This is a genomic window from Hamadaea sp. NPDC051192 (assembly GCF_040682475.1).
Classification (GTDB): domain Bacteria; phylum Actinomycetota; class Actinomycetes; order Mycobacteriales; family Micromonosporaceae; genus Hamadaea; species Hamadaea flava.
The window spans coordinates 1-14,032 of sequence record NZ_JBFBAZ010000062.1; the positions used below are offsets into that span (position 1 = coordinate 1).

17 protein-coding genes are annotated in these 14,032 nt (G+C 70.8%); 7 read left to right on the plus strand and 10 right to left on the minus strand.

Annotated features, from left to right (window positions below):
- The 3 genes from AB0M47_RS24440 to AB0M47_RS24450 form a co-directional block, all read right to left on the minus strand.
- A partial coding sequence (locus AB0M47_RS24440; RefSeq protein WP_363417962.1) for a DUF222 domain-containing protein occupies window positions 1-496 on the minus strand: 496 nt, incomplete at its 3' end.
- A 293-nt stretch (window positions 497-789) separates the two neighbouring features.
- The gene (locus tag AB0M47_RS24445; protein ID WP_363417965.1) at window positions 790-942 is read right to left on the minus strand and encodes a hypothetical protein; all 153 of its coding nucleotides are present in this window, start codon (window positions 940-942) and stop codon (window positions 790-792) included.
- A 182-nt stretch (window positions 943-1,124) separates the two neighbouring features.
- Window positions 1,125-1,802, minus strand: a complete 678-nt coding sequence (locus AB0M47_RS24450) for a winged helix-turn-helix domain-containing protein (protein ID WP_363417968.1) — start codon at window positions 1,800-1,802, stop codon at window positions 1,125-1,127.
- A gap of 65 nt (window positions 1,803-1,867) precedes the next feature.
- On the opposite strand from AB0M47_RS24450, the gene AB0M47_RS24455 reads away from it, so the two are divergent.
- Window positions 1,868-2,458, plus strand: a complete 591-nt coding sequence (locus AB0M47_RS24455) for a flavin reductase family protein (RefSeq protein ID WP_363417971.1) — start codon at window positions 1,868-1,870, stop codon at window positions 2,456-2,458.
- On the opposite strand, the gene AB0M47_RS24460 is transcribed toward AB0M47_RS24455, so the two are convergent.
- Window positions 2,455-3,306 carry an alpha/beta hydrolase gene (locus tag AB0M47_RS24460; protein WP_363417974.1) on the minus strand — a complete coding sequence of 284 codons (852 nt, stop codon included), beginning with the start codon at window positions 3,304-3,306 and terminating at the stop codon, window positions 2,455-2,457. The genes AB0M47_RS24455 and AB0M47_RS24460 overlap by 4 nt on opposite strands.
- Before the next feature lie 53 nt (window positions 3,307-3,359).
- Between AB0M47_RS24460 and AB0M47_RS24465 the strand changes: the two genes are divergently transcribed.
- Window positions 3,360-4,058 carry a TetR/AcrR family transcriptional regulator gene (locus tag AB0M47_RS24465; protein ID WP_253749717.1) on the plus strand — a complete coding sequence of 233 codons (699 nt, stop codon included), beginning with the start codon at window positions 3,360-3,362 and terminating at the stop codon, window positions 4,056-4,058.
- Here the strand turns inward: AB0M47_RS24465 and AB0M47_RS24470 are convergent.
- Complete coding sequence (locus AB0M47_RS24470) at window positions 4,055-4,807, minus strand: class I SAM-dependent methyltransferase (RefSeq protein ID WP_363417978.1); 753 nt, start codon at window positions 4,805-4,807, stop codon at window positions 4,055-4,057. The genes AB0M47_RS24465 and AB0M47_RS24470 overlap by 4 nt on opposite strands.
- A gap of 101 nt (window positions 4,808-4,908) precedes the next feature.
- On the opposite strand from AB0M47_RS24470, the gene AB0M47_RS24475 reads away from it, so the two are divergent.
- A complete protein-coding gene (locus AB0M47_RS24475) occupies window positions 4,909-5,478 on the plus strand; it encodes a TetR/AcrR family transcriptional regulator (protein WP_363417981.1) in 570 nt (189 codons plus the stop codon).
- 3 nt (window positions 5,479-5,481) lie between these two features.
- On the opposite strand, the gene AB0M47_RS24480 is transcribed toward AB0M47_RS24475, so the two are convergent.
- Both AB0M47_RS24480 and AB0M47_RS24485 read right to left on the minus strand, forming a co-directional pair.
- Window positions 5,482-6,027 (minus strand): thioredoxin domain-containing protein, encoded by a 546-nt coding sequence (locus tag AB0M47_RS24480; RefSeq protein ID WP_363417984.1) that lies wholly within the window; start codon window positions 6,025-6,027, stop codon window positions 5,482-5,484.
- Window positions 6,024-6,515 carry a redoxin domain-containing protein gene (locus tag AB0M47_RS24485; protein ID WP_363417987.1) on the minus strand — a complete coding sequence of 164 codons (492 nt, stop codon included), beginning with the start codon at window positions 6,513-6,515 and terminating at the stop codon, window positions 6,024-6,026. The genes AB0M47_RS24480 and AB0M47_RS24485 overlap by 4 nt, the downstream gene beginning before the upstream one ends.
- Before the next feature lie 370 nt (window positions 6,516-6,885).
- Between AB0M47_RS24485 and AB0M47_RS24490 the strand changes: the two genes are divergently transcribed.
- Entirely contained in the window at window positions 6,886-7,917 is a 1,032-nt protein-coding gene (locus AB0M47_RS24490) for an LLM class flavin-dependent oxidoreductase (RefSeq protein ID WP_363417990.1), read from the plus strand.
- 2 nt (window positions 7,918-7,919) lie between these two features.
- Complete coding sequence (locus AB0M47_RS24495) at window positions 7,920-8,588, plus strand: NAD(P)-binding domain-containing protein (protein WP_363417993.1); 669 nt, start codon at window positions 7,920-7,922, stop codon at window positions 8,586-8,588.
- Here the strand turns inward: AB0M47_RS24495 and AB0M47_RS24500 are convergent.
- Genes AB0M47_RS24500 through AB0M47_RS24510 form a run of 3 tightly spaced genes read right to left on the minus strand, consistent with a single transcriptional unit; the run spans window position 8,581 to window position 11,378 of the window.
- Entirely contained in the window at window positions 8,581-9,588 is a 1,008-nt protein-coding gene (locus tag AB0M47_RS24500) for an asparaginase (RefSeq protein ID WP_363417996.1), read from the minus strand. The genes AB0M47_RS24495 and AB0M47_RS24500 overlap by 8 nt on opposite strands.
- A 42-nt stretch (window positions 9,589-9,630) precedes the next feature.
- Window positions 9,631-10,854, minus strand: coding sequence for a sugar efflux transporter (locus AB0M47_RS24505; protein ID WP_363417999.1), 1,224 nt, complete (start codon window positions 10,852-10,854; stop codon window positions 9,631-9,633).
- Window positions 10,851-11,378 (minus strand): hypothetical protein, encoded by a 528-nt coding sequence (locus AB0M47_RS24510; protein WP_363418001.1) that lies wholly within the window; start codon window positions 11,376-11,378, stop codon window positions 10,851-10,853. The genes AB0M47_RS24505 and AB0M47_RS24510 overlap by 4 nt, the downstream gene beginning before the upstream one ends.
- Before the next feature lie 107 nt (window positions 11,379-11,485).
- On the opposite strand from AB0M47_RS24510, the gene AB0M47_RS24515 reads away from it, so the two are divergent.
- Window positions 11,486-12,958, plus strand: a complete 1,473-nt coding sequence (locus tag AB0M47_RS24515; RefSeq protein WP_363418004.1) for an MFS transporter — start codon at window positions 11,486-11,488, stop codon at window positions 12,956-12,958.
- Window positions 12,959-13,004: 46 nt separating this feature from the next.
- Window positions 13,005-14,003 (plus strand): sigma-70 family RNA polymerase sigma factor, encoded by a 999-nt coding sequence (locus tag AB0M47_RS24520; RefSeq protein ID WP_363418007.1) that lies wholly within the window; start codon window positions 13,005-13,007, stop codon window positions 14,001-14,003.
- Window positions 14,004-14,032: the final 29 nt, after the last annotated feature.

The following is a 14,032-nucleotide window of genomic DNA, read 5'->3' on the forward strand; positions in this document are numbered from 1 at the left end:
CGGGTGCGACCAGCTCCAGGATCTGCGACCGGTGATTCTCCAGCGTCTCCGGCCGCAGCCGGTCGTCGGCAGCCAGCTTCGTCAACACGTCGGCGGCTTTCGCCTTACCCGCCTCGCCGACCGCCGACGGCAGATCGTGCACGGTTTTGGCGATGACGCGCGCCTGGTCGACGGTGACCCGCCCCGCTGCCAATGCTTCCTCGACAACCGGTGTCTCCGGCAAGAGCTTGGCCAGCTTCGTCCAACCGACAGCATCCTTGTGCCGCATGGACAGCAGATAGGTCAGCCAGTTCGCCGTCCCGGTCGCACCCGCGTTGTACGGTATCTCGCGACTGTCGGCCGCGCCGATCAACGTCAGGAACCGGCCGGACAACTGCTGGATCGCCGTATGGACTCGGCGGACCTCGTCGGTGATCTCGGCGTCCGAAAGTGTCCACAGGGGACTGGTCGCCAACTCGGCGACATCCGCCTCCACCTGCGCCAACACTCCGTTCACAGGGTCAACGTTAGAACAACCGTCCGACACCTTCCAGGGGGTCAAGGTCACGAAAATGTGCCACGATCCAACCGCCCGAGAGTCCACAAGGGACAAGCGCCGTACTGCGCCCTACATCTGCGATTTCGGGTCCGATTCCGTGATCATGCGCCCGCCGATCATGCGCCCGCCGTACGCGCGAAACGGCCTCTGAGCACGCACCCTCGGCGCATGATCTTGTGGATCGGTCATGAATCGCACACCACGGGGGCGCGACAGGCAGCGGTCTGAGCGCCAAGACCGGAAGAGTCCGCCTACCTCGCCCGCCACTTCGCTTCGATCTCGGCGGGCCGCTGATGACCGCATTCGACGGTACGGCCTTCGCTGTCGACGACCCCCTGGTAGAAGCCCTCGTTGACATCCACGGTGACGTTCTCGATACCGGCAGCACCATAGTCGGCGTTCACCCAATACCGAATGGAAAAGGGCGGCTCGTCGCCCGAGTAGTCGGTGCGTACGACGAACGTCTCCCCCGGCCGGAGTCAGCGATCCTCACCGTAGGGCGCGATCCACAGTACGAGCCATGCTGCCGAGTCACGGGTGACGGCGATTGACCCGACTCATCAACGGACGCAAAGGCAAGCGGGAATCAGGGCAGGGCGCCCCAGGGAGCGAGGACGGCTCGGCCGCGATCGGTCACCGCGAGCGCACGGCCGGTGCCGATCGGGACGACCCAGCCGTCGGATTTGGCGTACGCGCAGATCGCGGCGCCGATCGCGCCGCCGAGGTGCTCGACGCGTTCTGTCCAATCCAGACAGCCGCGCAGTGGTGGCCGGCGGGAGGGTGCGGGGAGGACGACGCCGAGGTCGGTGAGCCAGGCGGTGCCCGGTTCGGTGAGTTGGGGGCCGTCGGTCCAGGTGACGAAGCCGTGTTCGGTCATGGCCCGGGCGATGGTGACGCCGAGCGTGCCGGCAAGGTGGTCGTAGCAGGTGCGCGCGTACGCCAGGGCTTTGCCGCGCCGGTCGTCGGCCAGCCCCCGGACCGGTACGCGGATCTTCGGGGCGGCCTGCGCCATCGCTTCGATCAGGGCGGCGGTCTGTTCGTCGCGGATCCGGACGTAGCGGTGCCGCCCCTGGCGCTGCTCGACGAGGATGCCCCCGCCGACGAGCCGGTGCACGTGTTCGGTGGCGGTCGACGCGGCCACCCCGGTGTGGCGGGCCAGTTCGGAGACGGTCCAGGCCCGGCCGTCCAGCAGCGCCAGGCAGAAGCCGGCCCGCGTGCGGTCGGCCAGCAGGGCGGCGAATCCGGCCAGGTCAGGCGTGGTCATAGGGCAATGATGCCGCGGCGACGGTTCGGCCGGCGCCGAAGCGTACCGGGGTTAGCGTCGCCGGCATGATCATCGCCCCGAAGATTCTGTATTTCGGCACTCCGGTCGTGCTGTTGTCCAGCGAGAACGACGACGGCAGCGCCAATCTCGCCCCGAACTCGTCGGCCTGGGCACTCGGGCACACCCTCGTCCTGGGCCTGGGACCGGCCGGGCATACGGCGTACAACTTGGCGAAGCGGCCGGAAGTGGTGATCAACGTGCCCGGGCCGCGGCAGTGGGCCGCCGTGGAGCGGCTCGCGGACCTGACCGGCGCGTGGCCGGTGCCGGACCACAAGCAGGCGGCCTACCGGCACGAGCGCGACAAGTTCGGCGCGGCCGGGTTGACCGCGGTCCCGTCGGTCAAGGTACGCCCGCCGCGAGTGGCGGAGTGCCCGTTGCAGTTGGAGGCGCTGGTCGAGGCGACCAGCTACAACGCCGCCGACGACTTCCTCATCGCGCAGGCGAGCGTGGTGGCCGTGCACGCCGATCCGGATATCGTCGTGCCCGGCACCGACCACGTCGATCCGCGGAAGTGGAGTCCGCTGATCTACAACTTCCGGCATTACTTCGCGCTGGGTGACCGACTAGGGCACAACTTCCGCGCTGAAACGGCTTAGCGGAAGAACGTGCGCAGCACCTCGGCCACCACTTCGGGCTTTCCGTCCTCGTCCGGCCCGGAGTGGCCGAGGCCCGGCAGCATCCGCTGCTCGGCGCCGGGGATGGTCGCCGCCAGCGCGTCGAGCGCGGTCGCGAGGTACTGCGGGCTGCGGGTGCCGCCGAGCAGCAGCACGCGGGCGTCGAGCCGGGCGAGTTCGTGCACGGTGTCGGCAGTCTCGTTGATCAGGCTGATGTCGTAGTGCATGGTCGGGATCAGGTTCATGATCGGCACGTCGCCGTCGGGGACGTCGCGCTGCATGCGGACCGCCAACGGCATGACCAGGTCCAGCATCGGGCGAGGCAGCCGCGTGAACAGCGGGTCGACGCCCAGCGACTTGAGCGCGGTGATCATCGCCTTGGCGGGTTCGGCGGCGGCGATCTCCCGGTCGAACCGGTCGAGCCACGCGGTGGGCGCGGAACCGTTCACCGACAGCGGCGGCTCGTAGACGGCCACCCGGTCCAGCTGCGGAAGGTTACGCGCGGCATACAGGGTGACCAGGCCACCAGAACTCAGGCCGAAGATCCGGGTCGCGCCGGTCGCCTCGGCGACGGCTGCGACGTCCTCGATCTCGCGGGCCAACTGGTACGTGTTGCCGTGCGGTCCGCTGTCGCCGCGTCCGCGCCGGTCGACGACGTCCACCGTGAAGTCGTCGGCGAGCGCGTACGCCAGCCGCATCATGTGCTGCGCCGCTTGCATGCTGCCGTGCAGCACCAGAACGGGCGGTCCGGAGCCGAGACGGCGGTACCCGATGACGGTGCCGTCGGCGGAGATGGTCGACTCGCGAGAAACTGAGAACGCTGTTCGCATAATGCCGAGGCTAGCTTACCGCGTACAGTGATCGCAATAATGAGGTGATGAGCGTGACCGAACCGATCTGGCTGCGTCCCGAGCGGGGCGCCCGGGGCCCGCGGCCCACCCACCGGCGTACGGACATCGCCGCGACGGCGGTCCGGCTGGCCGACGCGGAGGGCCTGGACGGCGTGTCGCTGCGCCGCGTCGCCGCCGAGCTGGGCACCGGCCCGGCCACGCTCTATCGATACATCACGAACAAGGACGAGCTGTTCGACCTGATGGTGGACGCCGTCCTCGGCGAAGCCCAGCCACCCGAGCCGAGCGGCGACTGGCGGGCGGACGTGTCGGCGGTGGCGGTCGCCCAACGCGAGCTGGCGTTGCGCCATCCGTGGCTGGCAGGTCTGCCGGCCACCCGGCCGTCCCTCGGCCCGAACGGTCTGGCCTGGCAGGAGGCCACGTACGCCACCTTGACCGGGCTCGGGCTGTCCGCCGACGAGACGCTGCTGCGCGTACAGACCGTGCTGACCTTCGTCCGCGGCCAGGTCATCGAGGAACTCGCCGAACGGGAGGCCGCCCGGCGCTCCGGCCAAGATCTGCGCGGCTGGCTGGACACCCAGAGCGCGTACGGCGAGTCCATCATCGGCAGCGGAAGATATCCGCAGCTCAGCCGGATCATGCTGGAGGCGGCCACGCCGCACGCGGACGACCGTTTCGACCGGCTCTTCCAGTACGGCCTGGAACGGGTCCTGACGGGGATCGGCGGTTAGTTCCGCACGGCGGTGAAACCGACGGTCGCGTACCGCATCGTGAAGACGCCGCCCTGTTCGTCGATCGCCGCTCCGACCGCCGCCAGCACCTCGGCCAGCTGCTCGGGGGCGAGCCGGGTCAGGCCGCCGGAGGTCGGCAGCTGCTCCAGCCATTCGTCGCGGGCGTACTGCCGCTCCCAGTCGACGCGGAACGGCTGGGGTTCGGCGAATCGGCCGGTCTCCAGCGCGGCCGCGGCGAACTTCGCGTACATGCCCTGGTATCCGTCGAGGGCGGAGACTCCCGGCGGTGGCACCGGCGCCTGCGGGAACACCCGGCGGAGCACCTCCACGCTCGCTTGCCCGATCTCGGCGGGCGGTTCGAAGGCGTGCCCGAACGGGGCCAGCACCCCGCCCGGCCGCAGCACCTCGGCCGCCTTGACCGCGCCGGCGACCGGTTCGACCCAGTGCCACGCCGTCCCAGCGATCACGGCGTCGAACCGGCGCTGCCGGGCGCCCCAGTCCTCGAAGGTCGCCACCTCGGTGTCGACGCCTGTGGCCTGGGCGTACTGGGCCATCCGGGGATCGGGTTCGACGCCGAGCACGGTGCATCCGGCGGCCTGGAACTGCCGGGCGGCGATGCCGGTGCCGCAGCCGACGTCGAGCAGCTCGCGGCCGGGGCTCAGCGCGACGATCCGCTCGATCACCTCAGCCGGGTACGCCGGCCGGGTGCGGTCGTAGCGGGCCGCGTCGACGCCGAACGACTCCGCCATCTTCCGATGCTGGTGAGGCTCTAGAATGGGCATGTGCCCACACTAGTGGGCGCTTGCCCACTCTGCAACAGGTCCACTGTGCGACCGACTCTGGAGGTCTAGTGCCCACCGGCGTGGCCCTACGCGACGTACGCCAGCAGCTGTTCGACGCCGCCGAGCGGATCCTGTTGCGGGACGGGCCGAGCGCGCTGACGAGCCGGGCGGTCACCGACGAGGCAGGGGTGGCCAAAGGCGTACTACACAAGCACTTCGCCGACTTCGACGAGTTCCTCGCCGACTTCGTGCTCGATCGTGCCGGGCAGTCCGCGACGCACGCGCTGCTCGACTCGGCCGGGACCGGGACCGTCGCCGGAAACGTCACCGAGGCGCTGACCGCGCTGTTCAGCTCGGTCGCACTGGCCATCGTTCCGCTGGTCACCTTCCGGACGCAGCTCCGGGTGCGGCTGCGGCGTACGTGGCCGGCCGGGGTGCCGGTGCTGACCGAGGGCGCCATCACGCTCGGCGAGTATCTGGCGGCCGAACAGCGATTGGGCCGGGTCGACGCGGCCGCCGACCCGCAGACGCTCGGCGCGATGTTGATCGGCACCGCTCATCTACAGTTCGCGGACCGGGCCGCCGGGCCGCCGTCGCCGGAGGCCGTCCGCTCCATCGTGGACTCCGTCCTCCGCTGACCGCTAGAGGGGACGGGCGTCGTCGATCGCCCGGATCAGTTCGGGCAGCTGATACCCGCCGTCGTGGCGTACGCCGTTGATGAAGAACGTCGGCGTCCCGTTGACCCCACTGCGTACGCCGCTGAGGAAGTCGTGCCGGATCCGGTCGGCGAACACGCGCCCGACCATCGCCTTCACCATGCTCCCGGACGGGTCCAGTTCGGTGGCGGCCGCTGTCAGATGCGGCGCGTCCAGCCGGTCCTGGTGGGCGAACAGCCAGTCGTGCGCGTCCCAGAACCGGTCGGGCGGCGCGGACTCGGCGAACTCGGCCGCGGCTTCGGCGTCCGGATGGATGTCGCTGAGCGGGAAGTTGCGGAACACCAGGCGTACGACGCCGGGGCGTTCCCGCAACAGCTCCTGCACGATCGGGTGCGCCGCCCCGCAGTACGGGCACTGGTAGTCGCCGTACTCGACCAGCGTCACGGGCGCCGTACGCTCACCGCGGATGTGGTCGCCCGCGCCGACCGGCACGGTCAGCCGCCCGGTCTGGATCTCGAACGGCGTGGTCACAGCGCACCCCCGTCGATCACTCCGGCGGACATGGCCTCGAGCGCGGCCAGGATGCCGTCCGCACCCGGGTTGACGCCGTTCGGCGAGGCGAAGCTCCAGAACACCGTGCCGAACGGATCGATGACGAACAGATTGCGCCGCGACTCGCCGCGGGCCGCGTCGTACGAGCCGTACGCGCGCGACACCTCGCCCTTCGGCTCGAAGTCCGACAGCAGCGGGAACCGCAGGTTGCGGCTGTCGGCGAAGGCGCGGTGGCACCAGACGCCGTCGACGGACAGCCCGAACAGCTGTGTGTCGTAGCGGTCGAACTCCGGTTTGACGGCCTCATAGAGCGCCATCTGGTCGCTGCACACGGGGCTGAAGTCGGCCGGATAGAAGGCGAGCACGACGGGGCGGCCGCGCAGCGAGCTGAGGCTGACGGTCTCACCGGGCGCGGCGGGCAGGGTGAAGTCGGGCGCCTTGTCGCCGGTCTGCGGCATGTCGGTCATACCGCCATCGTTCCCCGGCGGACCCGGCCGCGACCGCGAAACGGCGAAAGCCCGATGTCGCCAGGAAACGCTGTGAAACCGCCCGAACCATCTGGGTCACTCCGTAGTCTCGGCCAGGGGTCTTTCATGACGAAATAACCGCGGGATCCGTCGCTCCTCGACGCGATCGTCCCGCTCGTCGTCCTGCCGGTCTGATCGGGGCGGCGCTGGCGCTGTTCGGGCTGGACGCGCTCGACGGCCCGATCCAGGAAGGGCCCGGCGAGCTAGCGCGAAAGTGGCGTGGAACATCCGGCCGGGCCATGTTGTTGACGGTTCAACAAGACGTGCTCACACTGGGCACGGCCCACCGCCGACGAAGGAGCTGTCACACATGTCTGAGCTGGTCTTCGGCCTCGACACGTTCGGGGACGTGCCACAGGACGACTCCGGCAACCCGACCTCGCAGGCCGCCGCGATCCGGCAGGTCGTGGCCGAGGCGGTCCTCGCCGACCAGATCGGCGTCGACGTCATCGCCCTCGGCGAGCACCACCGCCCGGAGTACTCGATTTCGACGCCGGAGACGGTGCTGGCCGGGATCGCGACGCGTACCGAGCGGATCAGGCTCGCCTCCGGCGTCACGGTGCTCAGCTCCGACGACCCCGTCCGGGTCTATCAGCGGTTCGCGACCGTCGACGCGCTGTCCAACGGGCGGGCACAGGTCATCCTCGGGCGCGGCTCGTTCACCGAGTCCTTCCCGCTGTTCGGCTACGACCTGACCGACTACGACGTGCTGTTCGAGGAGAAGATCGAGCTGTTCGTCAAGCTGCTGGACGAGAAGCCGGTGACCTGGAACGGCACCGTACGCGCCGCGCTCGACGACGCCGACGTGTTCCCGAAGACCGAATCGGGCCGGCTCGACACCTGGGTCGGCGTCGGCGGCTCGCCCCAGTCCGTCGTCCGCACCGCGCAGCACGGGCTGCCGCTCATGCTGGCGATCATCGGCGGCCAGGCGAAGCGGTTCGCCCCGTACGTCGACCTCTATCGGCGCGCGGCCGAACAGCTCGGCACGACGGCGTACCCGGTGGGCATGCACTCCCCCGGCTTCATCGCCGAGACCGACGCCGAGGCCAAGCAGATCTTCTGGCCGCACTATCGGGTCATGCGCAACCGCCTCGGCCGGCTGCGTGGCTGGCCGGCGATCACCCAGGCCGAGTTCGAAGGGGAGATCGAGCACGGCTCGCTCTACATCGGATCGCCGGAGACGGTGGCGCGCAAGATGGCGAAATCGATCCAGGATCTCGGCGTCAGCCGGTTCGACCTCATCTACACGGCCGGCGCTCAGCCGGTCAGCGCTCGCCTGCGCGCCGTCGAGCTGTACGGCACGAAGGTGATCCCGATGGTCCGCGACCTGTTGGCCGGCTGACGATGGCTGAGTCGGCAACCACTGCCGAGAGCACGACCGTCAAGACGATCGGGATCCTCGGCGCGGGCAAGCTGGGCACCGTGCTGGCCCGGCTGGCCCTCGCCGCGGGCTACCGCGTCCTCGTCGCCGGCTCCGGCGATCCGGCCAAGATCGCACTGACGATCGAGGTGCTCACGCCGGGCGCGACCGCGACGACCGCCGAGGACGCGGCCACCCAGGCCGACGTCGTGATCCTGGCCCTGCCGCTGGGCAAATACCAGCGCGTACCCGTCGAGGCGTTGCGCGGCAAGCTCGTCGTGGACGCCATGAACTACTGGTGGGAGATCGACGGCATCCGCGAGGATCTCACCGATCCGCAGACGTCGTCGAGCGAGATCGTGCAGGCGTACCTGAGCGGGTCGCGCGTGGTGAAGGCGTTCAACCACATGGGTTATCACGACCTCGAGGACGGCGCGCTGCCGACTGGGGACCCTGCTCGCACCGCCATCGCGATCGCCGGGGACGACCCGGCCGATCTGGCGACCGTGGCACACCTCGTCGACGCGCTCGGCTTCGATCCGGTGATCGCCGGTCCCTTGGCGGCGGGCGTACGCCTGCAGCCGGGGACCGAGATGTTCGGCGCGCACGTCGGCGCCGACGAGGTCCGCGCCCGGCTCGATCGCGCTAGCTGATGTCGTCGGTGAACACCTGACGGATCTGCTCCCGGCTCGCACCCGACGCCAGCAGCGTACGCAGCAGCACCCGAGCCTTGAGCGGGTCCAGGAACCCGGCCGGGATCAGCCCTCGGCCGATCAGGTCGCGTTCCGACCCCGGGAACCCGTACGCCCAGGTCAGCACCGGTCCACGGCCGATCCGGGAGGCGAGCACGACCGGGATGGCCGCCGCCGCCTTCGTCAGCGGTTCCACGAGCACGGCCGGGACGTGCCCGACGCCCATGCCCGCGACGATCAGCCCGTCCATCCTGGACTCGGCGTCGGCCAGGAAGGCCGGGTCGTCGTCGAGGGTGACCGTGTGCAGCAGCACGCGAGGTGCCGTCGCCGCCGAGCCCGGGTACGCCGTGGGCACCGAGCGCCGGATCACCGGACCGGTCAGCCACCGTGGCGTACCCTCCACCAGACGACCGGCGGGACCGGCGTTGGGCGACGCGAACGCGGAGGGTGACGTGGTGTGTGTCTTCTGGACGCGCGCCGCGAGGTGGATCTCGTCCTGGAGCACGACGAGAACGCCACGGTCACGCGCCGCGGGGTCGGCGGCCGTGACCACCGCGGCCAGCAGGTTGGCCGGTCCGTCCGCACCGGCCGTCGCCGGATTGCGCATCGCGCCGGTGACCACGACCGGTTCCGGCCGGGTGTGGCGCAGATCCAGGTAGTAGGCCATCTCCTCGATGCTGTCGGTGCCGGTCGTGACGACGACACCGGCAGCACCCGCGGACATCGCCTCGTCGATCGCCGTCAGGAGCTCGTCGAGGTCGGCGAAGCTCAGCCACGCCCCCGGTACGCGCCGGAAGTCCACGACGCTCAACCGGTGCTCGGCGAGGCCCGGCACCGCCTGGACGAGATCGGTGGCGGTGAGTTGCGGGCTCACCCCGCCGGCGCTGGTCGGGACCATGGCGATGGTGCCGCCGACGCCGATCACGGCGACTGCGGGGACCTCTGTTAGGGCCTGCGACATGCCGCAGACGCTACGGCCTGGCCAGCCCCAGAGTGCAGCGGGCTACGTGACGGCCGGCTCCGTCACTGCGGGCTCAGCGGCGGTGCACGTCGGGCGGGTCGTCCAGAGCAGCACCAGGCCGACGGCGCACACGCCCGTCGCGATCGGCCACACCGTGCGGTAGCCGAAGTGCTGGGTCAGGCCGAACAGCGGCCCGGCGAGCATCGCACCGATCGGGAACGAGTTCGTGAACAGCGCGGTGGCCCGGCCGGGATGCCGGGGCAGCATGCCCTGCATGTAGGAGATGCCGACGCCGGCCACGGCCGAGATGAACAACGCGTTGAGGACCTGCGCCGCGACGAGCTGCCAGACGGCGGTGGCCGCGGAGGCGAGGGCGAAGTACGCCACCCCGCAACAGCTGCCCGCGAGCACTACGGTCCGGACGCTGATCCGGTTGGTGATCGCGCCGAGGGTCAGCATGAACGGGATCTCCAGGAAGGCGCACACCCCGAGGATCACGCCGGTGTCGCTGACGTCGCCGCCCAAGTACCGTCCGATGTAGATGGGCAGCACCTGCGAGACCAGCGTCAGCGGCGCCTGCAGCAGGGTGAACCCGGCGGCCGTCGCCATCAGCGTCCACCAGGACACCTCCAGCGGCCCGGCCGCGTCGGCGTCGGCGGTCTGGGCCGGGTCGGCTTCGGGCGGGCGGTCCTTGTCGAACCGGAGCAGCACCAGCAGCCCGGCGATGCCGTACATCGCGGCCGACAAGGCGTACAGCCAGGTGAAGCCGCCCGCCTTCATGACGAACGCGGCCAGGGACGGCCCGACCACCCAGGCGACCGAGAAGACCGTACGCAGCGCGCTCATCCCCATCGCCGCCCGCTCCGGCCGATCGCGGTCGAGCACCTGCCGGGCGTACGCGAGGGTCTGCGGGAACAACGCACCGGCCAGCGCCCAGCCGGTCACGTTGATGACGAGTAGCAGCCAGTAGTCCCGCACCACGGCGGTCAGCCCGGCCGCGGTGAACCCGCCGAACGCGGCGAGCAGCATGAGCGTCCGCCGGATCGCCCGCCGGTCGGACAGCCGCCCGAGGGCGCTGGCCACGAAGACGCTCGCCAGCGGGCCGACGATCAGGAACATGGTGATCTGCAGCGGGCTGGCGTGCACCGCGGAGTCGAGGAACAACGCCAGGAACGGGTAGACCAGCGCGGTGGACACGCCGACGCTGAAGAACACCAGGGCGAACGGCAGCATCGCGCGGCCGAGCCGCCCGCCGGAGGCGGTCATGACTCCACCGGCGGGCCGCTGAGCCGGGACCGCAGGGTGCCCACGATCGGCACGGGAAAGCCCTGCTGAAGCTTCGCCGCGATGTCGTCGCGCGTCTCCAGCGCCCGCCGCCAGCCGACCACGTCCGTCGAGAAGATCTGCTCGGTCCGCCCGTCGTCGTACGCCGCCTCGACCGTCCACGGCCGACGGAACAACACCCGGGCCGGAATCGCGATGAGCAGCAGCAGCGCGACGACGATGAGGTCGACGGCCAGCAGCAGCAACGGCAGCAGCACGAACCAGAACAGCAGCACGCCGACGATGAACAGCACGATGCCGAACATGATCGCGGCCAGATCGCCGTCGCCGGAACCGCAGCCGCCCACGTCGCCGCAGCCGCTCAGATCGTTGCCGGACCCCGTCTCGCCCTTGCGTTTGCGGCGCCACGCCCCGAACCGCCGCACCAACGCGCTCCACCGTGGCTGCCACACCACGCGTACGCCCCACGTCTGGCCGCCGGGGGTGTCGACCTTGACCGTTCGCACACGCGTACCCTAATGGGAGCGCGCACAGTGAGAGCGCTCCCGTGACGGCCGTCTCATTTCGTCGGCGCGACCGCCCAGTTCTGCCCGATGTCGGTGTCAGCACGGCCATGACTCACGACAGACTGACCTCTCCGCAACGCTGGGTGCTCGGGCTCACCGCGCTCGCCGCGTTGCTCGTCGGGCTCGACACCACCGTGGTGGCGACCGCGCTGACCACGCTGCGCCTGGATCTGGGCGCGTCCGCCGAACAACTCGAGTGGACGGTCAACGCGTACACGCTGAGTTTCGCCGTGCTGTTGCTGACGGCGGCGGCGCTCGGCGACCGGTTCGGGCGGCGGCGGATCTTCGTCGCCGGCCTGAGCGTGTTCGTGCTGGCCTCGGCCGCCTGCGCGGTCGCCCCCGGCGTGGGCTGGCTCATCGCCGCCCGCGCGGTGCAGGGCGCGGGAGCGGCCGCCGTGATGCCGCTGGCGTTGACGCTGCTGGGCGAGGTGGTGTCACCGTCGACCCGGGCGCGGGCGCTGGGCATGTTCTCCGCGGTCGTCGGCGCGTCCGTGCCGGCCGGGCCGCTGCTCGGCGGCGCGATCGCCGACGGCACATCGTGGCGGTGGATCTTCTGGCTCAACGTGCCGCTCCTCGCCCTCCTCATTCCGCTGGTGCTGACCCGGATCGCGCCGAGCCGCGGTCCCCGCGTACGCCTGGACCTGCCCGGCCTGCTGCTGTCGGCCGGAGCCGCGCTGGGCCTGGTCTGGGGACTCGTCCGCGCCAACACGGCCGGGTGGACCGGCCCGGAGACGCTGCTGACGCTGGGGGCCGGGGTGGTGCTCACGGTGGCGTTCATCCTCGTGGAACGCCGGACCGAGCAGCCCATGCTGCCGCTGCGGCTGTTCGGCGTACGCGCCTTCGCGGCGGGCAACGGGGCGATCTTCTTCCTGTGGGCGTCGACCTTCGGCTCGGTCTACTTCATGGCCCAGTTCTTCCAGGTCGGACAGTCGACGGGGCCGTTCGAGGCCGGGCTGCGGCTGATGCCCTGGGGCGCGATGACCGTCCTGGTCCCGCGAACGGTCGGCGCCCTGATCCCCAAGCACGGCGAGCGCCCGTTCATCGTCGGCGGCATGGTGCTGCACGGAGCGTCGCTGGTGTGGATCGCCGTCCTGGCCGCTCCAGACGTGGCGTACTGGCAGCTGGTCGCGCCGCTGATCCTGTCCGGCATCGGGGTGGCCGCGGCGATCCCGGCCACGCAGAGCGCGGTGCTGGGCGCGGTCACTCCCCCGGACCTGGGGAAGGCGTCCGGTGCGTACAGCGCGTTGCGGCAGCTCGGCGGGGCCTTCGGGGTGGCCGCGGTGGTCGCCGTCTTCGCCGCGGCCGGCGGGTACGCCTCGGCTCAGGTGTTCGTCGACGGGTTCACCCCGGCGCTGATCGGCTGCGCAGCGCTCGCGATGGGGGCGGTCGTCGCCGGCACGGGTACGCCCGGCCGGAAGCTCGTCACAGCCGCTCGGGTCGACGTCCCAGCGGTGTCTGCGCCTCCAGTGGCTGCCCCGCCGTTCTCGGCGCCGACGGAGAGTGCTCGCACGGGTCGCTAGGGATGCCGTCAGGATGGAAGTACGACAGCGGAAGGACTGGTCAGCAGTGACGACGGATCTGATCTCCCGGGCGCGCGCCGGCGACGGCGACGCGTTCCGGGCGCTGACCGAGCCGCATCGCCGGGAGCTGCATGTGCACTGCTACCGGATGCTGGGCTCGGTCCAGGACGCCGAGGACGCGCTCCAGGACACGATGCTGGCCGCCTGGCAGGGGCTGGCCGGATTCGGCGAGCGCGCCTCGATCCGGACCTGGCTCTACCGGATCGCCACGAACCGGTGCCTCAACACGCTGCGCTCGGCTCGTCGCCGCCCGGCCCGGGAGTGGGGCTGGACGGGGACGGCCCCACCGGAGCCGACCCGACTCGGCGAGGTGCCGTGGCTGGAGCCGTATCCGGACGCGCTGCTGGCGGGGGCTTCAGGCGTACCGGTGGGGCCGGAGGCGCGGTATGAGCAGACCGAGTCGATCTCGCTCGCCTTCGTGACCGCGTTGCAGATCCTGCCGCCGCGTCAGCTCGCCGTGTTGGTGCTGCGGGACGTGCTGGGGTTCCACGCCACCGAGGTCGCCGAGATGCTGGACTCGACGGTCGAGTCGGTCACCAGCGCGCTGCGGCGGGCACGGGCCGGACTACAGACGCGGCTGCCGGCCAGTGCCGACCACACGCCGGGACCGGCGACCGCGTCGGCCGCCGAGGACGCGATCGTCGCGAAGTTCGTCAGCGCGTACGAGTCGGCCGATGTCGACGCGCTGGTGGCGTTGCTGACCGACGACGTGTTCATCGCGATGCCGCCGGTGCCGTTCGAGTACGAGGGATTGGCGGCGGTGACCGCGTTCTGCCAGGTCGTGTTCAGCTCCGGCCGCCGGTACGCCCTCGTGCCGACGCGCGCCAACGGCTCCCCCGCGTTCGCGATCTACCGGCCGGAACCAGACGGTACGCAGACCGCGTTCGGCCTGATGGCGGTGACGTTGAGCGGCGACCGGATCCGGCGGATGGTCCGGTTCGACGCCGAGGCGCTGTCGTGGTTCGGGCTGCCCTCGACACGGTGAGGGCAACTCGCGGCGGCTCCGCTTTGGCA

What these genes read in the sequence shown, in the direction of transcription:
- AB0M47_RS24450 (WP_363417968.1), bottom strand. Translation starts at nt 1,802, where the DNA reads ATGACCACGCCTGACCTGGCCGGATTCGCCGCCCTGCTGGCCGACCGC.
- AB0M47_RS24455 (WP_363417971.1), top strand. Translation starts at nt 1,868, where the DNA reads ATGATCATCGCCCCGAAGATTCTGTATTTCGGCACTCCGGTCGTGCTG.
- AB0M47_RS24460 (WP_363417974.1), bottom strand. Translation starts at nt 3,306, where the DNA reads ATGCGAACAGCGTTCTCAGTTTCTCGCGAGTCGACCATCTCCGCCGAC.
- AB0M47_RS24470 (WP_363417978.1), bottom strand. Translation starts at nt 4,807, where the DNA reads ATGGCGGAGTCGTTCGGCGTCGACGCGGCCCGCTACGACCGCACCCGG.
- AB0M47_RS24485 (WP_363417987.1), bottom strand. Translation starts at nt 6,515, where the DNA reads ATGACCGACATGCCGCAGACCGGCGACAAGGCGCCCGACTTCACCCTG.
- AB0M47_RS24490 (WP_363417990.1), top strand. Translation starts at nt 6,886, where the DNA reads ATGTCTGAGCTGGTCTTCGGCCTCGACACGTTCGGGGACGTGCCACAG.
- AB0M47_RS24495 (WP_363417993.1), top strand. Translation starts at nt 7,920, where the DNA reads ATGGCTGAGTCGGCAACCACTGCCGAGAGCACGACCGTCAAGACGATC.
- AB0M47_RS24500 (WP_363417996.1), bottom strand. Translation starts at nt 9,588, where the DNA reads ATGTCGCAGGCCCTAACAGAGGTCCCCGCAGTCGCCGTGATCGGCGTC.
- AB0M47_RS24505 (WP_363417999.1), bottom strand. Translation starts at nt 10,854, where the DNA reads ATGACCGCCTCCGGCGGGCGGCTCGGCCGCGCGATGCTGCCGTTCGCC.
- AB0M47_RS24515 (WP_363418004.1), top strand. Translation starts at nt 11,486, where the DNA reads ATGACTCACGACAGACTGACCTCTCCGCAACGCTGGGTGCTCGGGCTC.